This window comes from Candidatus Hydrogenedentota bacterium (genome assembly GCA_016791475.1).
GTDB lineage: Bacteria > Hydrogenedentota > Hydrogenedentia > Hydrogenedentales > JAEUWI01 > JAEUWI01.
Genome location: JAEUWI010000033.1, coordinates 61,948 through 86,759 on the forward strand (window position 1 = coordinate 61,948; position 24,812 = coordinate 86,759).

Genomic DNA, 24,812 nt, shown 5'->3' on the forward strand with positions numbered 1-24,812 from the left:
CGTCCTGCGTTCTTTAAAAGCGGGGGACGGTCCCACACGCGCGGTTGTTCTCCCCGGCCCTGTGAACATCAATGATCGGGCTATGCTGTCGATACGGAATCGTGCCGCGTGCAGGACGGTCCCCGCTTCCGTATAATACCGTCCCAGGCAGCAACACGGGATCCCGCTCCCCGCGAATTCTCCTCGTATTGCGTCCCGTACCCTGTATTACCCCGAAGGACACCTTCTCATGGCCAAGCGCGGCATCAATTTCAAGAGTTCCTGGGCGGAAGCCAGGACCATCATCTGGTCCCATCGCAAACGCATCGCGCTGGGCATGGTGCTGGTGGTGATTAACCGGCTTTGCGGCTTTGTCGCACCCGGCAGCACGAAGTATCTGGTGGACAATATCCTCGCACCCGGCGCCCACACCCAGCCGCTCTTCGGCATCAGCGATCCGGGGCAGCTTCTCAAGGTGCTGGGGCTTGCCGTGGCCGTGGCGTGCCTCGTTCAGGCGGTCACGACCTTTGCCCTCTCTCAGGTACTGGGCGTGGCGGCGCAGAAGGCCATCACCGACATGCGCAAGAAGGTGCAGCAACACGTCATGCGCCTGCCAGTCCAGTATTTCGACTCCACCAAGACCGGTGTGCTGATTTCCCGCGTCATGACCGATGCCGAGGGCATCCGCAACCTTATCGGCACTGGACTGGTTCAGGTCAGCGGCGGCGTCTTCGGTGCGGCCATCGCCCTGGGCATCCTCTTCTGGCTCAACTGGATCCTCACCGCGGTGATCATCGTGGTCCTCGCGGCCTTTGGCTTTTCCATGGCCTTCGCCTTCAACCGCCTGCGTCCCCTCTTCCGCGAACGGGGCGAGATCAACGCCCAGGTTACCGGTCGCCTCACCGAATCCCTCGGTGGCGTGCGCGTGGTCAAAGGCTATACCGCCGAGCGGCGCGAAGACCTGATCTTCGCGAAGGGCATTCACCGGCTCTTCCGAAATGTGGCTGCCGCCGTGACCGGTGTCTCTGCCATTTCCTCCGTATCCACTGCCCTCATCGGCATCATCGCCACGGTGATGATCATGCTCGGCGGCCACTTCGTGCTCACCGGAGCCATGACACCGGGTGATCTTTTCATGTTTCTCGCCTTTGTCGCCATGGTGGTCATGCCGCTGGTCCAGATTGCTAACATTTCCACCCAGTTCAGCGAGGCTTTTGCCGGGTTGGACCGCATCCGCGAAATTCGCAGCATGGCTACGGAAGACGACGAGGACGCCAGTCGCGAAGCCACTGGCCCGGTGAACGGCGATATCGCCTTTGAAGGCGTTCACTTCGAATACGATGAAGGCGTGCCCGTGCTAAAGGGGGTATCGTTTCAGGCGCCCGCCGGATCCACCACGGCCCTCGTCGGTTCCAGCGGCTCGGGCAAGAGCACGCTCATCGGCTTGGTGATGGCCTTCAACCGTCCAAAGCAGGGGCGCGTTACCGTGGACGGGAAGGACCTCTCCGCACTGAAATTGCGGGATTACCGGAGCCACCTGGGGCTGGTCTTGCAGGAGAACTTCCTCTTCGACGGAACCATCGCGGAGAACATCGCCTTCTCCCGGCCCAACGCGCCGCGGGATGAAATTCAGCGGGTGAGTAAACTGGCCCACTGCGACGAGTTCATCATGGGTTTCGAGCAGGGTTATGACACGATTGTAGGCGAGCGGGGCGTGAAGCTCTCGGGTGGACAGCGTCAGCGTATCGCCATCGCACGGGCCATTCTGGCGGACCCGAAGATCCTGATTCTGGATGAGGCAACTTCAAGCCTCGACAGCGAAAGCGAGGCCTATATTCAAGATGGGCTGAAGTCCCTCCGGAGTGGACGCACGAGCTTCGTCATCGCCCACCGACTCTCGACCATCCGCAGCGCCGACCAGATTCTGGTGCTGGAACATGGCGAAATTGTGGAGCAGGGGACCCACGCGGAACTCATGGCGATGAACGGGCGCTATCGCGATCTGCATGATCGCCAGTACCAGTTCGAAAGCAACCAGTTCATAAATCCCGGCGAAGATTTCACGCCCGAGGCCGCACCCGCCCGCTAGTACTTCAATTCTTCCGACACACTCAATCCCGTCATCGCGTCAGTGGCCGGGCTCAGCCCGCCACCACCGCCCCTGCGCGGTGTCCCACCCGCGGCCCTATCTTCCGCCGCCTGCGCGGCCACAGCGGCCGGGTTCACCACCATCCCGGTGCGGGGGTCATACTGAAATTGCTGGTTGACCGAGTTCAATGGAATCTGGGGGATAAAGTTCGGCACCAGATGGTGAAGCGACGGGGGGTACTGGTTGTTCGCCTGGGCGTAGGCCGCCACGGCTTTGTTCAGGCTGTCCAGCTTGTGGCTGTCTGCCACGGGATCGTACCCATTGCCCCGGATCATGGGGCCAAGCACGGGGATAGCGATGACCAGGGCAATAATAATGAGACCACCGATTAAAAGCTTGTTGTCTTCCATGAACTGATACCTCAAGTGATGGGGTTAACGGGCGCTGTCCGAACCGGGATCCAGTATTACATTTTTTCAGTTTCCGTACAAGATGCCCGTGCTCCACTCAGTCCAACACCCGACCGCGTTCGAGCCTCAATAGCCGATTAACCACCGGGGGCAATTCCTCGGCATGATGCGTGATATACACCAGCGCGCAGGGGTGTCCTTCCAGTGCCGCGCCCAGCGCCCGGTGGAAGGCCCCTCGATGCTCGGCGTCCAGACCCTGGCAGGGCTCGTCCAGCAGTATCAGATCCGGCGATTTTATGAGCGCGCGCGCCAGCAGCGCCATCCGCTGTGCTCCGGCGCCCAGTGTGCCAAAAGGCGCTTTCGGCGGTAGATCAAAGCGCGCCAGCCATTCCTTCACGCTCCGGCGCTGCCTTGCGCTCAGTTCGCGCTGAAGTCCGATGGTGTCAAAAAGTCCCGAGGCGATTATCTGCGCCACCGGGGTACCCGCGGGGTAATGCCATTGCAACTCGGGCGAAAGCCACCCGATGCGCGCGCGGATGTCCCAGATACTCTCGCCCGTGCCGCGCCGCCGTCCAAATATCCGCACGTCATTGCTGTAGGCTTGCGGATTGTCTCCCGTGAGCAGACTGAGGAGCGTGCTCTTGCCCGAGCCGTTGGGTCCCATCAAGGCCCAGCGTTCGCCCGCGCGCACTTTCCAGGATACGTGGTGCAGGGCCACGGTCTGATCGTAGCGGACGGTCACCTGGTGGAGGGAGAAGACTTCCTCACCGACGCGCGATGAAACTTTTTGACGAGCACTCTTTCGGGGGCGGGGCGAAGCAAAGAACGACCGCAAGCGGCGGTGGTCGCGCAGGCGGGCAATGGGGCCCTGGAGTGCGACCTGCCCATTCTCTACCAGAAGAAGGTGCGTGGTAGAGGTCGGTATTTCCTCGGGGCGACGGACCACGACGACCAGAACTATTCCGCGCGCGATCAGTTCCTCCAGCAAGGCGCTCAGACGGATTCGTGCGTCCGTATCAAGGCCGGCGAAAGGATCATCGAGAATGATCAAGCGGGGTTTCTGGAGCAGGGCCTCGGCAATCAGCACCCGGCGGAGTTCGCCGTTGGAGAGGGCGGGAAGGGGGTGCTTCAGACGATGCTCGATACCCGCACGCCGTGCGGCATCGCGTATGTCGCGAGGGGAGGCCTGGGTCCGTCTTACAAGGGTTTCCTCGACCTTCGGGGCCAAGTCGGCGTCGGCGGCGTTCCAGCGCGCTTGATGGTACTCCGCGCCGGAACGGGCCAGGGCCGCCTGATCCTCCTGCGACACCCAGGCAATCCGGTTCTCCGGGATCGTGCCGTCCATGGGATAGCTCTCGGCGGGATCGGCGCAGGCGAAGTGATACCAGACTTCGCCCTTGACCACCGGCGTGCGGCCGTCGAAGGCGCCGAGCAGTGCGGACTTTCCAGCGCCGTTCGGGCCAATGACGACCCATTGTTCGCCTTCATGGATGCGCCACGTCGTTTCGGAGAAGGCGAGTGCGCCACCGACGCGCAAGGTGACGGAATCGAGGGTGATAAAGGGTTTCATGACGGATCCGAGTATACGTTAAAGGGGGCCGGTGGTGACAAGCGGGTTCTATGGCGATACACGAAGTATGCATCATTTCCCCCACGTTATCGGCCTTCCATCCGCAACCCGACGAAAGGAAATTTATCGTGGAAATTGAGACGCCCCGCCTCCGGCTGCGCCCCTGGCGACCAGAGGACAAATCCGCGCTGCTGCGTCACGGCAACAACCCAAACGTCGCGCACAACTTGTTCAACCTTTTTCCCTCGCCCTATACGGAATCCGACGCGGAAGCCTGGCTGTCCGCCCGAGCGGCGGACACCGGGCCCGTCCATTATTTCGCCATCGAAATCGAAGGGGAGGCTGTGGGTGGGATTAGTATACGCGCGCACGGCGATGTGCTGGCCAGGACCGCCGATATCGGTTACTGGCTTGGTGAATCCCATTGGGGCGGGGGCGTCATGACCGAAGCGCTCCGCGCCATTGTGCGTCATGCTTTCTTCAACCTCGACTATCATCGACTCGAGGCGGGTCACTTTGGCTGGAATCCGGCTTCGGGGCGGGTTCTGGAAAAGGCGGGATTCCGGCTGGAGGGGTGCCAACGGGAACGTTATTTCAAGAATGGCCGGTTTACGGACAATATGCTCTACGGCCTGCTGCGGGACGAGGTGGCCTGAAAGGAAGGAGTAACAAGTGGGATCGTCCGCGCCGAGAGTGGTATGATTCCGGCCACTCCCGCACGGCCCGTTTGCGCCGGGTCGTGCTTTCTTGTTTAATCTTGCGGGAAGCTGGCTCCGGTCAGTCCCGAGAACCACCTTTAAGGAGGAATCATGGCAAATGGACTGCTGGCCGGCAAGCGCGGCCTGGTGTTTGGCGTGGCCAACGACAAATCGATCGCCTGGGCCTGCGCCCAGGAGTGCGCCGCCCAGGGCGCCGAGCTTGTTTTCAACTACCTCGGACCGCTGGAAAAGCGCGTGCGCGATCTCGCCGGAACCATCCCCGGCTCCGACGTGCTCGAGTGCGACGTGACGAAAGATGAAGAGATCGTCTCCTTCTTCGAGAAGATCAAGGAAAAGTGGGGCACGATTGACTTCGTGATCCATTCCATCGCCTTCGCCGAGCGCGACGACCTGAAAAACCCCTTCGTGCAGACGCCCCGCAAGAATTTCGCCTTGGCCATGGACGTGTCCGCCTATTCCCTCGTGGCCCTGTGCCGCGAGGCCGCGCCCCTCATGCCCAACGGCGGCAGCGTCGTCGCCATGACCTACTACGGCGCCGAGAAAGTGCTGCCGAATTACAACATGATGGGCGTCGCCAAGGCCGCCCTCGAAGCGAGCTGCCGCTATCTCGCCAACGACCTCGGGCCCGTCGGCATCCGCGTCAACTGCGTCAGCGCCGGCCCCCTTCGCACCCTCTCCGCAAGCGCCATCGCCGGCATGCGCAAAATGCTCAAGGCCAACGCCGACACCGCCCCGCTCCGCCGCAACACCACCGTCGAAGACGTCGCAAAGAGCACGGTTTACCTGCTTTCGGATATGGCCTCCGGCGTCACCGGCGAGACCCACCACGTCGACTGCGGCTACAACATCATGGGCCTCACCCTGACCGGTGAAGAGACGGCCGCCGAGTAATTCCAGAGAAATCACGCAGCACAAGCCCGGCCGCATCGCCGGGCTTGTTATTTGCGTGGACGGAGTGGACAAAGTGGACCGGAGTGGACTTGGGACCAATGTCCACTCTGTCCACAGATTCCCGTTGTCCATTGTTCATTGTCAATCGTCAATTGACCGCTGTATCATGCTCCCCACAACCCCTTGGAGCCCTTCAATGTCATCGATCAACGTCCAATCCACCGGCCTCATCTACCGCAACCCCAAGCCCCACGTGCGCAGCGTCCACGCCTATTTCCCGTCCCTCGCGGCGCTGGACAACGGCGACCTGCTCTGCACCGGCGTACTCGGTGAGGCTTTCGAGGCCCACAACTGCCGCACCCATGTATTCCGCTCGACAGATCGTGGCCAAACCTGGGTGCACGAGGGCCCCATTTATCCCGGACCGCCCCACCCGCTGATGTCGGACTTTTCGCGCATCACGGCGCTGGGCAAGGGCAAGGTGGTGGCCATGATGGTGCGGCAGGATCGCCGCGACCTGCCCGACGAAGGCCTCGCCAACCCCGAGACCATGGGCTTCGCACCGGGCGAGGTCCTGATGCTGCGGTCCGAGGACTACGGCAAGACCTGGAGCGAGCCCGTGCGCCAGACGCCGCCGCTGGAGGGTCCGGAGTTCGAGTTGTGCAGCCCCATCAACGTCCTGCCCGATGGTCGCTGGGTCTGGAGCACGTCCACGTGGTTCGACTGGGCGGGCAATTGTCCCAACGGCCTCCACCTGGTGGGTTGGGTCTCGGAAGACGAAGGCGAGACCTGGTCCAGCTACATGGACGTGATGCACGAGGCGGGTAACCGCACCTTTTTCTGGGAATCCAAGATCATCGACCTGAAAGACGGGCAATTGCTGGCCAACGCCTGGGTCTACGACGACGTGGCGAAGGCAGATCGGCCCAATGAATACGCCCTGAGCGGCGATGGCGGTGAATCCTGGACCGCGCCCATGTCCACTGGCCTCCACGGCCAGACCATGACGCCCATCACCCTCGATGACGGCCGCATCCTCAGCGTATACCGCCGCACCGACGAACCGGGCCTCTGGGCCAACCTCAGCCGTGTGGAAGGCACTACCTGGATCAACGAGACGACCACGCCCATCTGGGGCCAGCGCGCGGCCGGACTCATCGGCGACACCGGCAACATGGCCAACAACTTCGCCGTACTCCGCTTCGGCGCCCCCTGCCTCGTGAAGCTGGACGACGGGGTAATCTATGGTGCCTTCTGGTGCTACGAGGACTGCGTGTCTGTACTCAGGTGGTTCACCCTGACGGTGGGCTGAAACTCTCCAAAGAATGTGGCACAGGCGTCCCGCCTGTGATTTCTGGGGGGACTGATTCCGAGCCGCGCCACCCCGACGCGCGAGATGTCGCGGGGTGCCACCTCAATCCCGCCTCAGCGGGTTTGGGTGCCCTGAGCGAGAAGATCCCGCTACCTCTTCGTGGCCTGACGGAAACTTTGTGGACTCAAGAACGAAATAGTTGAATGATTGCCGCACGTGATCGGGCGGTCCCTTAAATCTAACCAACCATGCTCTCGCATAGCGGATGCCGATAGATTGAAGTGGTCGTGGATCAAGGCACCCAAACCCGCTGGGGCGGGATTGAGGTGGCACCCGGAGTGGTTCTTTAATCGGACAAAAAGATCTCGGAAATTCCAGTCAATCTTCCCCCAGCGCATCCAGCGCCAGCAACACCTCCATCGCTTCCGCCGTCATGGGCCATTTTTCGCCCCATTTTAGTCGCTCGATATGCCCATCCAAATAGAGGACATTTCCCGATGCCGGATCATGTCCGTTGGGGTAGCGTTCGATCATGATCGGGATGCGGCTGGCATGATCGGTAGACTCTCGGTCCCGAAGGCGTGGGATGATTCCTTCTCCTGTCGCTAATGGCAAATCCGCATCGAAGGTTTTTTCCGACTCTGCACGCTTCCGGTAAGCGGCGGCGAATTGCTCCAGCGTCGCCTGATCGGGAATTCGATAGCCGAGGTAGAAGTAGCTCCGATCATCCTCCACCGTGACGTTTTTCCGCTTGGGCGGTTGATACCAGCGCTTGTTGAGGTTCCATGCGGGGCAGTGGAGCACCGAGATCTCGTTCAAATATTCGGGCATGAGCGAACCATCTTTGGGGGCGAGAGTTCCCGGGATGCTGCAGAGTTCTGGAAAGATTCCGTCGCGCCGATCACTGGCATACATTCGCAATGCCAAGGACACGTGTTGCAGATTTCGCTGGCAAAACGCATTGCCATACCCTTTTCCGTGTTTACCCTCTTCGAAGCGTGCCCAGAGAACAAAGAGTGCCAGGGATGCCAAAACGCCCGCCGTCGTCGCCGCAGATAGACGCGTAAGGCGCGAGCGCGAAGTCGATGTCGCAATCGGCTTTACCCAGATCGTCGAAATCGCCAGACAAGTCGCGAGCGGGATCAGCCAGAAAAACGTATTGGCGAGAAAAACGGAAACGGAGCCGTTCCATCGCCGGATCGGCAATGCCAGCGTGTCAAGCACCCAAGGTTTGATAGTGCTAGCGGCCGAAAACTCCCACGCCGCCAACCCATACGATGCGGCGAGGCCGGACACATACGCGCCGATAAAGCTGGCTGCATAAGAAGCCCAGAGAAAGCCTTCCTCCGAGAGGGAGTCCAGCCGACTTTGATTTCTCGGAGTGGCTTCGCTGCTATCGACAATCGGCTCTTGCATGGTTCTTCCCTATTACTCACCCAGCCCATCCAGCGCCAACAGCACCTCCATCGCTTCCGGTGTCATCGGCCACTTTTCGCCCCACTTGATCCACTCCACGTGACCATCAAGAAAAGCCACGTTGGCACCGCCCGGAATGTGGCCTTTAGGGAAGCGCTCGATAAACACGGGAATCGTATACTGCGCTTCTTTGGAGTCGGTGACGCTTGGAATTTCTGTTCGCAAGCGCGGGATCCTCAGCGAGGTCCCACCGTCGCTCGTGACGATGAGGTCCTCGTCGAATGTCTTCCCCGACGCGATACGGGCGCGATACGCCGCCGCAAAGTGCTCCAGGGTTTCTTGATCGGGGATCACATAGCCGAGGTACAGGTAGCACTCGTCGTTCGATGCCGTATCGAGCGGCGCTGGCGACGGAGGCGGAGCTTCCCAGAACCAGCGGGAGCGGGGACGCTCCGAATTCATGTTCGGGCACCGGAGGATGGTGAGATCGGTGAGGTACTCTGGATAGACCCCGGGATAGTCGTGATCCTCGCGGGTCGCCAGCACCCCAGGTCTCGGCGAGATTTCGGGAAATACGTCCCCATGGTCGTTTGTGTACATGTGGACTATGAGACCCAATTGCTTGAGATTATTTGGGCATGAGTTTCCGGTGAGTATTTCCTCGTTCTCCACGCGCGCCAGCCATGAAAAGAGGGCAAGCCCAAGAAAGAGATACAGCACGGATAACAGGAGAATGGAACGCCGTGACCAGCGCTCGGGTTCTACGGTTGGCTCCTGATGAGAGTTCGAAGTGTCCATGGATGAATTCTACCCCGGCTCGTGCCTCGGTGCATTGTTTCCCCCTATCGCTCGCCTCCATCGGGCGCCGAGGATGTGGCCGCGGGCCGCGCAGGTATCGTGCGGAGTTCGCGGTTCAGTCGCGCCGCCTCGAGCAACAAGGATTCCAGTGTGTCCCAGTACCGCGCTTCCTCCACGGTACCTTTCGACCTTTTCCACGCCTCCACCGCGGCGATAGCGTCGCGATAGACGGCGAGCCGGGCCGGATCCGCCCCGGCCTCCACGGCGTCGCTCCGAAGCACGATGGAATTCGCCAGCGCGCCATCCTTCGTCTCGGCGTTACCCACGTCCAGGGGCAGGCGCGAACCCAGCGCGTCGCCGTTGTCGTCGAGGAGGGCATTCTCCGTTGTCACAAAGTCTTCGCTTTCGTACCACTGGGTGGTTGCCGCGGACGCGGCGTCGCACAGCTCGGACAGCGTCAGTTGTCCGTCGCGATTCTGGTCGCCCCGGCCCGCCTCCAGCACCCGCAGGAGGTGCTCCGTGAATTCCGTCGCGTTCGGCTGCTCACCGTCCCGCGTGCTGGTCACAATCACGCGTCCGGGGCGACTCAGAGCGTTGATAAAGGCCGCGCTGGCCGAAGCTGTATTGATCACCAACTGCCGTGACGCCGGAATCGCTTCCAGCCAGCCATGGACGTCCATCGCGCTGATGTCGGTGCCCGAGACGATGAACTTGGGTTCCAATTGCAGGCTGCCGTGGCCGATGAGCACGATCATTAGAAGGTCGTCCGGCTGCAAAGATGTTCCGAGGGCGGTCATGGCGGCTGCAGCGGATTCGCGGGTGAGGGGCGGCGCGGCGCTGTCCGGTGGGTAGGCACGGACATGGTCGCTCTGTACCCCGCACTGCTCCACGAGAACCCGGGCAAGGCGATCGCTCCACTGCTGGAATCGTTCATCGTATCGGGGCTCACCACCCGCCCCGCGCAGGATGCAGACGTGCAGGGCGGCCCCGGCGGGCAGGGCGAGCAGCAGGAAAAAAGCGATCAGGCCATATATCCGAATATGCGTCATCATGCCTGCCCCCAGCGGCGTCGCAGTGTCCACTCCAGACAGAGCAGGAGTGCGAGAAGCATATAAAATGCGGGGTGGTGCCACAGCGGCACACGCTCCACGCTCACGTGTTCACGATCCGCATCTGTAATGGCCCTCGCCACGTCCTGGAGTTTCGCCAGCGGGAAGTAACGACCGCCGGTTGTTTGCGCGATGGACTGCAGGAGCGCGGGATCGAATCGCGCGTTCCGGGCTTCGCGCGTGTCCGAATCGACCAGCAGCGCCGACGCCACCGGAGTCTGTGATTCGCCGTCCGCATGCGTGCCTTCGAGGACGACACCATGCTTGCCCGGATGGGCGGGGGTGAAGGCTCCCTCATAGGTTCCGGGGGCATCCAGGCGTTCCGACAGAGGCACGGTAATTTCACCCTCCGGTCCCAGTACCGTGGCCGTCAGGCTTGCGCCCTCCACCGGCTTGAAGAGTTTGTCTCTTACTATCCAGGACATCAACGTCTCGCTGCCGGCTACGATTTGCTCCATGCCCGTAGACAGACTCACGGGATCGGGAACGGTGCTGGCCAGAGAGCGAACAAGCTGGCGCCAGAGTCGCTCATGGTCGCTGTTGTCGTCCCCCGTCTGCATGTGCCATGGCCACGTCTCTCCCGTGGCAATCACCGCGCTCTTGCCGCGGCCATAGCGATGCTGCACGAGAAAAGGAAAGGGCTCCGTGCCCACGTCGGCCTCGGCGGTGGCCAGCACGGAAGCGCCGATGCGCGGGGAGGACAATGTATCGTAGCCCGGCAGCGGGGGCAGGGCCGCCCACGCCGCATCGTTTTCCTGGTTCTCCGCGTTCAGCGCCCAGATTCCCGTGAGGAATCCCTCGGGACTTGCAAAGACCTTTGCGGCCAATGACGCGCTGCTCGCTGCGGCGCCCGGCATTACGGGCAGCATGGACTCGATGATGGATCCCGCGTAGCTATTGTTCCCCAACGTGTGGGGTCCGCCCAGCATGAGAAAGGATGCGCCCCGCTCCGCCACGGCATCCCGGGTAAGCCGGAACTGGACCGGCGCGAAGAAGTCGGCTTCGATATCCGACCAGATAATAAAGTGAAAGGGATAGAGGGCTTCAGGCGTCACGGGATAGCCATCGGACAGTTCGCCTTCCGCGAGCCCCATGCGCAGGAAGACCGCCTCGTCGTAGCGCGGCAGTTCCTCCTCCTCCTTGAAGCCTTCAAACAGGGGATTGCCCAGGCTGCTGTCCCGACCCTGGAAGACAAAGTTCTTCTCCGCACCGGAGACACGTATCAGGCTGGACAGGCGCAATTCCGGATCGCCCGCCAGGGCTTGGCGCACGAACTTGTACTGCCAATTGGGGCGGCCCGTGAAATAGAGGATTCGGAAATCCTTTTGACGGTGATCGAGCAGGACGGACGCTTCGTTGTTGTCCACTACGAACTCACGGGAGACCGCGTTGGCTTCTCCGCCTTTCAAGCGAAGGCGCACGGTGAACTCGAGCCAATCCCGTGTGCCGGGGACCACGTCCAGTTGCACTTGTTGATCCACGTCGTTGCCGTCAAGGTCGCGTTCCAAACTGGCAAGAAGGGTTCCGCCCTGCAGGACTTCAGCCACGACGGTTTCTCCCGCCAGGCCGGTGGCGGTGAACTGAGCCGTAATCCGTGCGGGCGCATCGTCGAAGAAACTCCGGCTCAAGGCCACTTCGCCCAGGGCGAGGTCGCGCCACTCCTCTTCTCCTACGCCCACCGCGTAGACCGGTACTCCCGACGCCGCCAGGGCTGCGCGCATTTCATCGTCCAGGGGATCCTGCTGGGCGCCGTCGGAGAGCAGAACCACGGCGGATAATTCCAGATGCTTCAATTCATCGGCGGCATCGAGCACGGCGGGGACGATTCGGGTTTCGGGCGCTTCTCGTGAGAGTTCTTCCCGTGCGCGGATCGGGCGCAGGCCCGCGCCGAAGGCATACTCCATCACATGGAACCGACTGCGGAGGGCCTCATCAAAGCTGCTCGAATTCGACATCAAGGCATCTTTCAATCGTTCGGCCCGGGATCGGCCCGATCCATCGCGCACGCCCATGCTGCGTGAATCGTCGTGCAGCACGGCAACCACCTGCTCCGACTTGACGGCAATGGGCCGCACCAGCACAGGCTGGAAAAGCAGGAAGACGAGCAGGGCGACAACCGCCACGCGCAGCGACAGCAAACCGCGACGCCGCAGGGGGGAGAGGCGGGAAAGGAACCGCTTCCACCACCATGCGCCCGCGAGGGCGGTGAGCAGGAGCACGGCAAGCGCCGACGCCACGCCCCAGCGCGCGCCCCATTCTATCCAGCTTCCACCCAAAGTAAGATCCAAGATCGCGTCCCCCGCCTATGGCTTCGCCGGTTCTTCGGCCAGGAGACGGAAATACTCCGCCACGCGGTCGACATACTGCTCGGGGATGGCCCCTTCGTCTTCCAGCCAGGACGCTTCGCCCGCGGCCTTCGCCCGAACAACCTCTTCCAGTGTCGCGATGGTGTCCAGGAGGGGACGGCGAACAATCTGCTCGAACTCGCTCAATTCCGGGAGCTTTTTGCTTTGATCATATTCGCGCTGCAGGCGTCCGAGATCCATTTCCACCTGCTCCAGCGACTGGCGCATGCCGGATTCGCGGGGCAGCAGGGAGGCGGCATCACGCAGAACGGGTCGCCACGCCCGCGCTTCACCGTCGAAGAAATCATTCATGGGCGTGCCCCCCGCCATGGCGCCTTCATCACCACCGCCCGTGCCGCCGCCCGATGTGCCGCCGGGTTGGGGCGCCGAGCCTTCACCTACGGAACCCGGAGTTTCACCCTCGGATGGAGACGGACCCGCTTGCGACTCAGGCGAAGCACCCGCGCCTTCGCCCGGCTGCGCTTCGGACGCCTTATCCGTTGCGTTGTCCTCGCCCGCAGTTGGTTCACTACCCTTCTCGCCTTCAAGGCCCGACAGCATTTCCAGCGCGCGCGCCATGGCATCGTCCGAGGCGCCGGGCAGGTATTGCTTCAAGTCTTCCAGCGTCCGCGCCGCCTCATCAATTTTGGTCTTGACCTGACCCTCCTGGCGCTCCGCCGCATCCCACACACCGTACTCCACGAGGGGAAGTCCTTCTTCCATATCCTCCACCACACCGGTGCGGCTCGTGCGACGCACCCAGTCGCCCAGCTTCCGCGAGAGCAGCTCCTGATTCTCCCGGAGTTGATCGGAGAGACCGCCTGCGCCTTCCAGCATTTCCTTCGTCGCCCCGGCCATGGCGGCTTTTTCTTGCTTCAAACTTTCCGTGCGATTCTCCCAGTCATCGTGGCCCTCCACGCCCGGCGCGGACTGTGCTTCCTTCAGAGACTTCGTCTCCTCCTGAATGGCAGCCTGACGTTCCTGCAGGGACTTAACCTTCTCTTCCAGTCCCGCGAAGCGCTCCCGCGCGCCGTCCCGCGTCAATTGCTCCAGCGCGCTCTCGGCATCGACCAGATTCTGCGCGGCGCGGCTGCCCGATGCGCGGGCCTCCTGCAGGGCCTCTTCCCGAACCGACTCCATGCTGCGCTCCATGGCTTCGCGCGCCTGATCCAGCGTGGCCTTGGTGGCATCACGCTGGGCCGATTTCATATCGCTCGAGGCCACCTGATTGCGAATCTCGTCCAATCGCTCCATCTGGCGCTGCTGCTCTTCCTTCAGGCGCTCCAGTTGGCGTTTCTTTTCCTCTTCGGCCTTCGTCTGATCGTCTTCCGAGATGAGCTTGCCCAGGTCCTGATTCAGGAGTTCCTGGCGGCGGGCCAGATCGTCCAGTGCATTCCGGACCGCCTCGCTCTGCGCCGCGCCCGTGCTGGCCTCTTCCACATAGTCCTTGCGCTGGCCCATCTCCAGCGCATCCAGCTCCTGCTGGGCAGCCCCGGCCCCGGCGCCGCCGCCCTGCTGTCGGGAGACTTCGCGGAGTTCGGGCTCCAGCTTGAGCATGGCTTGCCACGCTTTCTGTGCCGACTTGAGGCCCTCACCCAGCGCCGCCTCCGGCTCCGGCCACGCCGCGCCGCCCAGGGACTTCAGTACCTCCTCCATCGATCCAACGGCTTCGGCGCCGATCTGCTGTTCCTTCGGGTCGGCCTCCGCCAGGCCCGCCGCGAGTTCATCCCTCAGTTTCGTCTGGGATTCGGCGATGCGGTCCCGGTTTTCAGTGTAGGGTTCCTGGCTCATCGTCTTCGCGGTCTTGCGCAGGTTCGTCAGGGCGATGATGATCTTCTTCTGATCCATGGCTGCGTCCCCTTCGCCGGCGGGCGCCTGGCCGCCCCCCTGCGAAAGCTGCTCGCGGTAGCGGAGGGTATAAGGGCGCACTTCCAGAAAGTAGGGGTCGCCGGAGGTCTCATAGTCTGCCCGGCCCGGTTTCTTGTCGGTGGCCCACACCGACCACGTGATCAGGTCGCCCTCGGCAAGTCCCAGCGCCTCCAGCGCCAGCAGGTGCTCGCCCGCCGCCTCCTGAAGCGTCTGGCCGGGGGTGTTCAGCGCGAGACGCACCGGTTCTTTACCCGCCAGGGTGTACTCGATGCCATATGCGTCGATACCGTAGTCATCTTCTACTTCGAACGCGAAGGGGACCTCTTCCAGGGCCAGCACTTTGGCGTCGCCCCGCGGATATTTCAGCCGAAGCTCCGGCGGGTTGTCGGGAGTGACGCGAATGGCATAACGCTCCGGGTCGGGGTTCTCATTCCCCTCGGCGTCGCGCAGGGCGAGGTGGTAGGTGTCCGACACCGTGAGTTCGAAAGTCGTCTCCCAGAAGTTTTCCGAGGCGGGCTGCAAGGCGATTTCATCTGCGGTTTCCCGCACGAGGCGCACGGATTCGAGGGGCTTGTTGGCTTCCACGCGCAGGGTCACGCGCGTCCCTTCCACGCCCTCCAGTTCGCCGCTGTAGGGCACGCTGGCGGCCTCCAGGCCGAGGTACGCGGGGTATTCGTAACGCGCAAGGACCGATTCCACGGCAGGCGGACGGTTTACGCGAATCTCGAAGCGCTCCGATTCCACAGCGCCCACGCGGACTTGGTAGTGAAGACTTTCTTCCATGGCGGAGAACGTGTGGTAAGAGACTTCCGGCGTCGTGCTGGGCTGAAGCACTGCCCTTTGTTCCGTGCCGCCCTGCTCCCAGTAGATGTACTTGGCCGACGTCGTATCGGGGGTCGTGACCCAGACGATCTGGTTGTCCCCGGGCTGTACTACGGCATCACCCGGCTTGACGTCGAAGCGGATGTCGGCGAGTTGCGCCGCGCCATTGCTGGTGCGAATCAAGCCCAGTTTCCAGGCGCCACCCAGGGCGCCCAGGAGGCAAAGCGCAATGCACAGCGCCACGCCACCAGCCAGGCAGCGAAGCTCCCAGGGACGCATGAAATCGTCCAGCGGCACGCCCTTGACCTGCTGCTGGGCCTCTGATAAGAAATGTTCTAACATCCACGGGGAAGAAACGGAATCGCCCGCTTCAGCAAGTACGACGGCGCTCAGGACACGATCCTGTAGGTCAGGGTGTTGCCGGTCAATGAAGGAGGCGATTTCGCGCAGGGATACCGGGCGCGCAAGCACAGGCCAGAAGGCCCAAAGCCCGATGAGCGCCGCCAGGCCGCCCAACGCGGCGACAAGAACGGCAGGGGAGATGGAGAACCAGTAATACGCGAAGCCGCCGGTGGCGCATAACGACGGGAGCAGCACGATGAAGAATTTCATCGACGCCCGAAGCAGGCGGAGGCGGCGATAGCGCGCCAACGTGCGGAATAGCTCCTTCTCCAGGAGGGGCGGAAGCATTGGACTGAATAGCGTCATGATATTCGCTGCTCCACGGTGGCGCGGCGGCCGGTCCAGGCCGCCACGACAGTCTCCAACAGGCAGGCTATTGCGAGAAGAATGAGTACCGGGTAACCAAATTCCTGGCGCGTTATATCCGGCTCCTTCGGACCGCTTGCGGGGGCCTCGGCCACGGTAGAAGTCGGCGCGGCGCCAAGGCGCAGCAGGAATTCGTCGGGATTCATACCATGGAGATCGCTCTCCGCCGTTTGAATGTTGACGGCCTCCACCAGTGCGGTTGTGCCTGTGGCCTCTAATTGCCACCGGAGGAACCCCGGCGCGAATCCGCGGTCGAGATTGGGAAAACTGTCAAACGACTGGGCCTCGGTGCCGCCCGGTGCCCGCAGATACAGTCCCGTCGCCGCCAGTACGGGCGGCGCACTTACGGCCGTGGAGGCCGGGTGGCTGCGCAAGGGCGGGAGGGGTGGAAGCAACAGCGCCACGGTCTCGTGAAGCAGGGGCACAAAGCGCCGGGTCCGGGTGATGTTCGTCCAGTCCGGGTCCAGGGGGAAGGCCCAAGCCACGACACGGCCCGCGCCCCGATCAAAGGCGATCATGGCGGGATCCGGGGCCATCTCGTCGTTCCCCTGGAGGCGCGCGGCGATCCGCACGGTCGATTCCCCGGCGACGCGCATGGGAAAGTAATTTTGGAAGCGCAACATGGAAAAATCGCTGTAGGCCGAGCTTCGAAAGGCCTGAAACGCCGGGTCGGAAAAGTCGATCCAGCTAAGGAGCGCGTAGCGCGAAGGGTCCAACGAGTCGTAACGAGGACCCGCTACCTCGACTCCTGCAGGTTTCAAGAGCCCGTCGGTGAGGGCGGTTGGAAAGCCCTGGTTGGAGGGGACCATCAGGAGCCGCCCGCCGCCCTCGACGTAAGCTGCAAGCTGCGTGACGGCGTCGGCGGGCGGAGCCGACCATCCGGGCACTACGAGAACGGGCGCCGTCACCGCCGCGAGTCCCGCCGGATTCACGGGCGCCCATCGCCACGGCACCGGCTGTGATTCGGCGAGGGCCGCTTCGAGAAAGGGGATCGGTTGCGCGCGATTCGCCGCCGGATCAATAACAACACCGATGTCGCGCACGGGGTCGGGTGTATAGACCGCGTACCCGGAATTGTCTTCTACTAGACCGTCCGCCGCGATCAGTCGAAGTTCGACCTGAGCCGGTTGACTCAAATCCGTCTCGGCGGAGAGAGACACGTTTACACCACTTTCGGCTTGAAGGGTGATGGGCTGGCTTGCAGCCGGAGCGTCATTCAGCCGGTATTCGATCTGCCCTTCGATGCGCACGGTCCCGTAGTTGCGCAGGCGCACCCGCGCGATCAGCGTCGACGGCGCCCGGGCCTCCAGCACCACCGCGTCCACAGCGGCATTACTCGATGAAAGGGGGGACAGGGGGACGAGTCGCAGCGACACGCCCCGGGCCAGGCTTTCGCGACCCAGTTCGTCGGGCAGCCCGGTCCGCTGCAAATCGCTGACGAGGTGAATGATTCGCTCCTGCTCCGCTTCTCCTTTGGTCACCGTGGATTCGTCGTTGGGAAGCAGCATTTGTTCCGCCGCTTTCAGGCCCGCGAGGTAATTGGTTGCACCGAAGGTGGCCGTCATTGAATCAAGGGCTTTCGCAGCGGTACCGGCGGCGGCGTCGAGCGGTGCTAGCACCTGGGCGCGCTCTTGAAAGGTCACCACGCCAACCGGTTCGTTGCCCAGTTCCGCGAGGCGGGCACGCGCGGCGGCCATGGTCTTTTCGAACTGGCCACTGCCCGTGGTGCTCAGGGAAGTGTCCACGAGCAGCACATGCAATCGCTCGGCCTCCTGGTTGGATGTGGCCACCACGGCGCTCAGCACATAGGGCCGGGCGAAGGCCAGGGCGAGAAGGCCGAGTATGATCATGCGCAGCACCATGAGCCAGGGATGCTCGATCTGCTTCTTGTGGCGGACCGGGGGCACGGACTCCGGCAGAAACATGAGGCTGCTGAAGGGCGTGGGATTGTTTGCAGGCCTGCGGATGCGGTGGATGATCCACGGTAGTCCCGCGAGGGCCAGACCGCCAAGCAGTATGGGCATGAGAAGGCCCATCAGCCTTTTCCTCCAGCCATGGCCCGTTTGCTCGACGTCATCAGCGCGTGGGAGCGCCGGTGCAGGAACTGGTGTAGTGCATGGTCCAGCGGACGGTCCGTGCGGAGGGGTTCGTAATCAATTTCGTAACCCAGGCAGACCTCGCGAATGCGGTCGAAGTGGGCGGCGCGATTCGCCAGATACTGATCGCGCACCCGCTCCTGGTCGGCGGGTCGCTCTTCGTGGCCCTCCGCATCCCGAAGCGTAACGTCGGACGAGAAGGGAAAGGTTTCCTCCGCCATATCGGCAATCTGAAAAACGAGCACGTCATGGCGTCGCGCGCGCAAGGCGCGGAGCTGGGTCTCCACGACCGGCAGGGGTTGGAGGAGATCGCTGATCAGCACGACCATCCCCCGTGAACTCATGGCGTCACCCACCCAGGCGAGGGCGTCGCCCGTGGCCGTCTGACCGCCCGGCGCGAGGCCCTCCAGCGCGGCGATGAGCCGCCGCACCTGGTGGCTGCGCCGCTGGAAGGTGATGTGGGCGCAGATGGATTCATCATAGGCCGCGAGCGCCACTTCGTCATGCTGAAGTGTCAACAACCACGCCAGGGACGCCGCGAGAATTTGACCGTAGCGAAACTTGGTCAGCGCCGTGGTGCCGTAGCCCATGGACGCGCTGCAGTCCAGCAGAAGCGTGCAGCGCATGTTCGTCTCTTCGTGGAATTCCTTGATGTGCAGCCGGTCCGTGCGGCCATAGCGCCGCCAGTCCACGAAGCGCGGATCATCGCCCTGGGTGTAGGGACGGTACTGGGCGAACTCCACCGAGACCCCGGAGTGGGGACTGCGATGCAGGCCAAGCTGCTGCCCGGCCACCAGGGTCTGGGCCAGGAGCCACAGGTCGCTTACCTGCGCCAGATCCTCCGGCGAAATGTTGCGCTGGATCACGGACGGCATGAGCGGTGCTCCATGCCAGTTGAAGCGTCAAGAGATCTGACCACGGAATACACGGAAGAGCGCGGAAAAGAGGGCAACTGGACATGCGCACGGGTATGGCGACGCACGAACTTCTTCGACACACGCGGTAGTTCGCTCGCCCCAAAGGGGCTTAACATATTAGCCCAGGGCAACGCCCTGGGTTTGTCAGGACAGAGCACCCAAAGCCCTGAAAGGGCGTAACAAAGATTTAGTCTCATACGTATTTCTCGTCATACGCGATCTTGTATCGTTCCAGAAATGTCCTGAATTCCACTTGGAAAGTCTCCGCCTTATGGTGTTCGGCTTGTCCCTCGATGTATGCCCTAATCTGCGGCACGTGGGGTGGGCTCACCGAAAATGCGCCATAGCGACTTTGCCAGTGAAAGCTCTCGAACGCCCGGCCTTCAGACTTTATCCACTTGGAAGAAGACTTCTTAACTTCTTCGATCACCTTTACCAGCGTGTGATTCTTCGAGAGCAAGAAAAGCGCATGCACGTGATCTTCAACACCGCCTATAACAACCGCAGGGCTATCCCACTGCCTGAATATGCCGGCCTGATAGGCGAACAGCGTTGGCCGCACTTCCGCAGTCAGTAGCGGCTCGCGATTCTTAGTGCTGTAGATCAAATGGACCAGATTAACGGCTAGCGACTGCGGCATCGTTCATGAACCCCACTGTTTCGCCCTTTCAGGGCTTCTCTTTTTCGCCGTGTTTTCCCAGGGCGTTGCCCTGGGCTATTATGTTGTGGCCCTTCGGGCCGGAATGCGTTTCCTCGTGCGCCCGAGGGTAGTCGGTTGTCGCAAAATACACTGTTACGCCCTTTCAAGGCTATTCTTTTTTCGCCTTGTTTCCCAGGGCGTTGCCCTGGGCTAATATGTTGTGGCCCTTCGGGTCGGAATGGCATTTGCCGTGTATCAGAAAAACACCGTGCCGATAGTACTCCGACGAACCACTATGGGATTCTTCACCCATTGCCTGGATATCGTCTCCGCCACAATCGTTATTCGTTTTTCTTCTCCGTGCCTCCGTGAACTCCGTGGTCAATCTCGTCCTTCATCCGCCCGAGGGCTTCGGTACATGGGCGATCAATTTGTCGATCACATCGTCCACCCGCACCTGATCGGCCTCGGCGCGGAAATTGGTCAGGATGCGGTGGCGCAGCACTTCGTGGGCCACGGCGCGGATATCATCGCCGGAAACGTGAAAACGTTCCTCCAGCAGGGCCCGCGCCTTGGCCGCGAGCACGAGATACTGGCTGCCGCGCGTGCCCGCACCCCAGCCCACCCATTGTTTGACGAAATCAGGCGCTTCCGACGAAAGGGGCCGGCTGGCCTGGACGAGACGCACCGCGTACAAAGCAATGGGCTCCGCGATCGGAACCATGCGAACGAGCCGCGCAAAATCGAGCATGTCCTGCCCGGAAAACACCGGCTTCAACGTATGCTCCGACGGCGCGGTGGTCTGGGTGACCACTGCGAGTTCTTCCGCTTCCGAGAGATAGCTGATGTTGATGCTGCACATGAAGCGATCGAGCTGCGCCTCCGGCAGGGGATAGGTACCCTCGAGTTCGATGGGGTTCTGTGTCGCCAGAACGAAAAAGGGCTTGTTCAGCGGACGCAATTGCCCCGCCACCGTCACCTGCTTCTCTTCCATCGCCTCCAGCAGGGCCGCCTGGGTCTTCGGCGGCGTGCGATTGATCTCGTCCGCAAGCAGCACATTGGTGAAGACCGGCCCCGGCACAAAGCGCAATTCGCGACGGCCACTGCTGCGGTCTTCCTCGATCAACTCCGTGCCCGTGATATCGCTGGGCATCAGGTCCGGCGTGAACTGGATACGCTTGAAGTCCAGATCGAGGATCTGGGCGACGGTGCGGATCAACAGGGTCTTTGCGAGTCCCGGCGGGCCGGTGATGAGTCCGTGGGAGCCTGAGAAGAGCACGCGCATCAGCGAATTCACCGCCGCGTCCTGACCCACGATCACCTTGCGCAGTTCGCCCAGCATCGCCGCCTTGCCCTGGCGCAGTTTCTCCAGTGCCGCCTGTTCAAACGGCTTGTCCGTTGCTTCCAGGGGTGCTTCCATTCATCGATCCTTTCCGTGCCGCCGCGTCAGTGGGTCATGGCATAAACGACAATATTGATGCCCATGGGATAGGCCTTCTTAACCGAGAATTCTTTGAAGTATTCCTGATTTTCACCTTCGCGCTCCCAGCCGTCGCCGAGATCGGTATTGTGGCAGATCACGGCCATCAGGCGTCCTTCCTTGTCATTCACGCCCCAGAGGTGGGGCGTCTGGGCGTCGTATTGCTCAAACGTAAGGCCCGTGCTGTACCAGTTGTTAATGGATGGCACCTGGGGCACTTCCTTGATGTCGAAGACCATGTGGTAGATGGGGTGGTCCAGGGGTATCTCGAAGCGCGGATACTCTTCCGGCGGCAGCACCTGATCAAACTCGTACACCCAGTTCGCCCACTCCTCTTCTCCCCAGAAATCGTCCACCATAAGGAAACCGCCCCGCAGGAGGTAATTCTTCAAGCCGTCCCGCTCCGACTGGGACAAGGTGATGTTGCCGACCTCGATCATATAGATGAAGGGATAGTTTCGCAGTTCTGGCTGGTCGAGACGTACGATGTCATGACGGATCGTGCCATCGGGATGTTTGTTTACCTCGATGCTCGTGAGCTGAGAGAGGCGCAAGGTGAAATTGTAGTCGGACTCGGGATAGTCCGTTTGCCACTTCCGGCGTCCCCAGCCGCGCGAGGAATAACTGTCGTACTGGATGCGGCAGAAGGTGAAGCAATTTTCCGGGAAGGGCTCCACGCTGGCTTCCGCTTCGGGTTCGTCCCGCCACATGCCCCGTCCCTGACCCGACGCCTGATCTACCGGCGTCGCCAGGCAGGTCAAGAGGAGCAGGATAATACTGTGTTTATGAAGCTTCATCGGAAGCCACCTCTACTTCGCCATGGAGGCGCAACAACAATTCCTGCGCCTCGCGGAATTCAGGGTACGCTTCAAGGAGGGCCAGCAGCACCGTCCGCGCTTCGTCGTTTCGGGAAAGATCGAGCAGCAGCGCCGCTTTTGCCAGCCGGAAGTCGTCGCCCTTTGTAGGGTCGATTGCCATCAGGATGTCGAGGGTTTTCAACAACCCCTCGTGATCGCCGAGGGCGGCCTGGGCTGAGCGCCGTGCTTCGTGGACCTCCAGATCGAAGGGGTCGATCCCGAAGCACCATTGTCCGAGCTCGATCACCGCAGGCCAATCGGCCTGTTTCGCCAGTGCCAACAGCAGAGGCCGGGTTTCGTCGTAGGCCGTGGGGTCCACTTGCTGCAATCTTTTCACCGCCGCAGTCCAGGCCGCCGGATCGCCGCGGGTGGCCTGGATCAGGGCCAGTTGGCGCAGGGGATTGGCCTCGCCGGGGAAGGCGGGGTAGAGCGCCGCCGCCGCCTCGAATTGCGCAATGGCCGTATCCACATCCCCGGCGGCTTGGGCTGCGAAGCCCGCGTCCATCGCTTTCGTAAAGGCGCCGTCACTCAGGTCCGGCAAGGCTGCCGCGGCCTCGGGCGCCGGCGTTACGGCCAGATGTTTCAGCGGTGCACAGGCGATGGTCAGGTGCTCCGCGAATCGCGTATTGAGTCCGGCGCGATCCGTGCCCGCCGCAACGAGCAGGGCTTCTTCGGCGGGTGTGCCCGCGCCGATGGCGTCCAGCGCGGCGATCAGGGCCGGCTTGCCATAGGCCGCCACATAGGTATCCACGAACTCGCCCGCAAGGTAATAGCCCAGCATCAGGTGGAGGGGCGTCTCGGGACTCACGAAAAGGGCCTCCAGCGATTCCACGCCGGGCCACGCGCCTTCTTTCAACAGCGGCGCGAATTCCGGGTCGAGGGGCTGGCCCCAGGCGGGGTCGCGCTGGCCCTCTTCATAAACCGAGATGCCCTCGGAGAGCCAGCGGGGGATACGATTCTTTGTCTTCTGCAGCGTGATGACATGGACAAATTCGTGCCACAACACGGAGCGCCAGTTCATCGTCTGGGGCGGTCGTGCGCGCGGCGAATCGAGGGTGACGAGATTGCCGAAGCAGATGCCCAGATGCCCCGGATTGCCCGGCAGGCCCACAGAGCGCACCATGAACTCGTCGTGGTCGTCAAAAAGTTGCACGGCCACCGGGCGCTTCACCTCGGTCGCATACTCCGCGCTATAGCGCTGCAGGGCCTCGCCCAGGAGTTCCTTCAGGGCGTCGCCCATGACCGCAGCCTCCAGAGGCGGTAACCGCAACTCGAAATCCGGGGAGGCCAGGGTCGCAAAGCCATCCAGACTGTCCATGACTTCGAGCATATTGTAGACCTGCACATTGAAGGCGTCCTCGGCGAACACTTCTTCGAGCAGGACCCGCCCCGTGGCGTCCGCCCCCGTTCGCAAAAGGTTCAGGCCCAGCGCGGCCTTTGCCTGGCGATTTTCCGGTTCGAGTTGCAGTCCGGCCCTGAGTAGCGCGATCGCCTCGTCAAAACGATAGCGGCGCGCGGCCAGATCGGCGACGACGCGGTGCCCTTCGGCGCTACCCGGCCGGAGCTCGGCAAGTTTCGCGAGGGTCGCTTCCTGCTGGGCCGTGTCGCCGTCGAGAAAGGCGGCCGCCGCCAGCCAGGCGAGCCCTTCGAAGTGAAGGGGGTTTACGGCCAGCAGTTTGTCCAGTTGGGCTGTTGCGGCGTCGCTTTCACCGGCGGTCAACAGGCGCTCAATGACGAGGCACAGCAGGCGGGGGTGATTTGGATTCAGGGCCTCGAGTTTGGCGCGCACTTCTTCGAAGCGGGGATCGCCCGCCTGGTGGTAGGTGGCTGCGAGGCCCGCCAGGGCGGTCTGGCGAGTTTCGTCGAGTTTGAGCGCCCCCAGGAAATATTTTTCGGCCAGATCGTAGCCGTAGCCCTCCAGCGCGATCTCGCCCGCCGCCTCAAAGCCCGGCGCAAAGTCCGGAAAGCGTCCCAGCAGCCGCTCCTGATAGATCTGGAGGATGCGCCGGGGATTCTCCCCTTGAAGTCTGGCAACCCGGCCCATAGCCAGCAGATTCTCCCGGCTGTTTTCCTGACGGTAACCGCGCTGGCTCTGCTGAATGGCCAGTTCAATCGCCTGATTCGCATCGTCGGGTTTGCCCACGGCGCGGTACATTTCGGCGAGTCGAACGGTATAGACCGGCTCGTATACCCGGCGCACGGCGTCACCCATCTCGGCGATGGCTTCGTCGTAGCGCCCGACGACAAAGAGGAGTTCGGCGTGGTCCCCGATCCACTCTGGCGGTACCACGCCAAGTTTCTCACTGAAAGCCGCTTCGGCGATTTCGATGGCTTCGGCGTAGCGGCCCGCGAGGTAGGCCTCCCCATAGGGAGCCTCGGGGGCGTAGGGCGCGGCGAACATGGTGGAGGAAAAAAGGCACAGCAGCGCCGCTGGCAATCCGACCAGACAAAGGGCGCGCCGGAAGCCGCCGCACGGCCCTGGGCGCGGTGGCGCTGAACACGGGAAAGGACTCACCATCCCTCCATCATCGGCGGATCTCCGCCGCAAGTCAAGCGCGTGCCCCGGCAACACGCGCCGCAGGTTGGCTGACAACCATTATAACGACTGTATTCGGCGGTCGGCAGGTTTTGATAGCAGCGGGAGTCTGGAGGTTGTATGGGTCTCATGGGTCTCATGGGTCTCATGGGTCTCATGGGTCTCATGGGTCTCATGGGTCTCATGGGT

General features: G+C 62.3%; 17 protein-coding genes. 4 read left to right on the plus strand and 13 right to left on the minus strand.

The genetic code is table 11. The features are described 5' to 3' along the window. The first annotated feature begins 229 nt into the window (after window positions 1-229). Window positions 230-2,068: an ABC transporter ATP-binding protein gene (locus JNK74_17490; protein MBL7647979.1), complete on the plus strand. Its 1,839-nt coding sequence runs from the start codon at window positions 230-232 to the stop codon at window positions 2,066-2,068. Here the strand turns inward: JNK74_17490 and JNK74_17495 are convergent. Next, window positions 2,065-2,478: a hypothetical protein gene (locus JNK74_17495; protein ID MBL7647980.1), complete on the minus strand. Its 414-nt coding sequence runs from the start codon at window positions 2,476-2,478 to the stop codon at window positions 2,065-2,067. The two genes, JNK74_17490 and JNK74_17495, sit on opposite strands and share 4 nt — an antisense overlap. 97 nt (window positions 2,479-2,575) lie before the next feature. Continuing rightward, a complete protein-coding gene (locus JNK74_17500) occupies window positions 2,576-4,048 on the minus strand; it encodes an ATP-binding cassette domain-containing protein (protein ID MBL7647981.1) in 1,473 nt (490 codons plus the stop codon). 128 nt (window positions 4,049-4,176) lie between these two features. On the opposite strand from JNK74_17500, the gene JNK74_17505 reads away from it, so the two are divergent. The 3 genes from JNK74_17505 to JNK74_17515 all read left to right on the plus strand — a co-directional run bounded on the left by JNK74_17505 (window position 4,177) and on the right by JNK74_17515 (window position 6,970). Beyond that, window positions 4,177-4,704: a GNAT family N-acetyltransferase gene (locus JNK74_17505; protein ID MBL7647982.1), complete on the plus strand. Its 528-nt coding sequence runs from the start codon at window positions 4,177-4,179 to the stop codon at window positions 4,702-4,704. Between the two features lie 153 nt (window positions 4,705-4,857). Beyond that, complete coding sequence (locus JNK74_17510) at window positions 4,858-5,658, plus strand: enoyl-ACP reductase (GenBank protein MBL7647983.1); 801 nt, start codon at window positions 4,858-4,860, stop codon at window positions 5,656-5,658. Between the two features lie 196 nt (window positions 5,659-5,854). Beyond that, on the plus strand, window positions 5,855-6,970 hold the full coding sequence (locus JNK74_17515; GenBank protein MBL7647984.1) for an exo-alpha-sialidase: 1,116 nt from the start codon (window positions 5,855-5,857) through the stop codon (window positions 6,968-6,970). Window positions 6,971-7,348: 378 nt separating this feature from the next. On the opposite strand, the gene JNK74_17520 is transcribed toward JNK74_17515, so the two are convergent. The 11 genes from JNK74_17520 to JNK74_17570 all read right to left on the minus strand — a co-directional run bounded on the left by JNK74_17520 (window position 7,349) and on the right by JNK74_17570 (window position 24,524). After that, on the minus strand, window positions 7,349-8,386 hold the full coding sequence (locus tag JNK74_17520; GenBank protein ID MBL7647985.1) for a hypothetical protein: 1,038 nt from the start codon (window positions 8,384-8,386) through the stop codon (window positions 7,349-7,351). Between the two features lie 12 nt (window positions 8,387-8,398). Continuing rightward, window positions 8,399-9,184: a hypothetical protein gene (locus tag JNK74_17525; protein ID MBL7647986.1), complete on the minus strand. Its 786-nt coding sequence runs from the start codon at window positions 9,182-9,184 to the stop codon at window positions 8,399-8,401. Window positions 9,185-9,228: 44 nt separating this feature from the next. Continuing rightward, entirely contained in the window at window positions 9,229-10,236 is a 1,008-nt protein-coding gene (locus JNK74_17530; GenBank protein ID MBL7647987.1) for a hypothetical protein, read from the minus strand. Then, a complete protein-coding gene (locus JNK74_17535) occupies window positions 10,233-12,581 on the minus strand; it encodes a VWA domain-containing protein (GenBank protein MBL7647988.1) in 2,349 nt (782 codons plus the stop codon). The genes JNK74_17530 and JNK74_17535 overlap by 4 nt, the downstream gene beginning before the upstream one ends. 15 nt (window positions 12,582-12,596) lie before the next feature. Then, window positions 12,597-16,037, minus strand: a complete 3,441-nt coding sequence (locus tag JNK74_17540) for a hypothetical protein (GenBank protein ID MBL7647989.1) — start codon at window positions 16,035-16,037, stop codon at window positions 12,597-12,599. Next, on the minus strand, window positions 16,034-18,133 hold the full coding sequence (locus JNK74_17545; GenBank protein MBL7647990.1) for a BatA and WFA domain-containing protein: 2,100 nt from the start codon (window positions 18,131-18,133) through the stop codon (window positions 16,034-16,036). The genes JNK74_17540 and JNK74_17545 overlap by 4 nt, the downstream gene beginning before the upstream one ends. Continuing rightward, complete coding sequence (locus JNK74_17550; protein ID MBL7647991.1) at window positions 18,133-19,068, minus strand: DUF58 domain-containing protein; 936 nt, start codon at window positions 19,066-19,068, stop codon at window positions 18,133-18,135. The genes JNK74_17545 and JNK74_17550 overlap by 1 nt, the downstream gene beginning before the upstream one ends. Before the next feature lie 235 nt (window positions 19,069-19,303). Continuing rightward, window positions 19,304-19,750 carry a transposase gene (locus JNK74_17555; GenBank protein MBL7647992.1) on the minus strand — a complete coding sequence of 149 codons (447 nt, stop codon included), beginning with the start codon at window positions 19,748-19,750 and terminating at the stop codon, window positions 19,304-19,306. A 394-nt stretch (window positions 19,751-20,144) separates the two neighbouring features. Next, window positions 20,145-21,170 carry an AAA family ATPase gene (locus JNK74_17560; protein MBL7647993.1) on the minus strand — a complete coding sequence of 342 codons (1,026 nt, stop codon included), beginning with the start codon at window positions 21,168-21,170 and terminating at the stop codon, window positions 20,145-20,147. Window positions 21,171-21,196: 26 nt separating this feature from the next. After that, window positions 21,197-22,027 carry a DUF4159 domain-containing protein gene (locus JNK74_17565; GenBank protein MBL7647994.1) on the minus strand — a complete coding sequence of 277 codons (831 nt, stop codon included), beginning with the start codon at window positions 22,025-22,027 and terminating at the stop codon, window positions 21,197-21,199. Next, the gene (locus JNK74_17570) at window positions 22,014-24,524 is read right to left on the minus strand and encodes a hypothetical protein (protein ID MBL7647995.1); all 2,511 of its coding nucleotides are present in this window, start codon (window positions 24,522-24,524) and stop codon (window positions 22,014-22,016) included. The genes JNK74_17565 and JNK74_17570 overlap by 14 nt, the downstream gene beginning before the upstream one ends. Window positions 24,525-24,812: the final 288 nt, after the last annotated feature.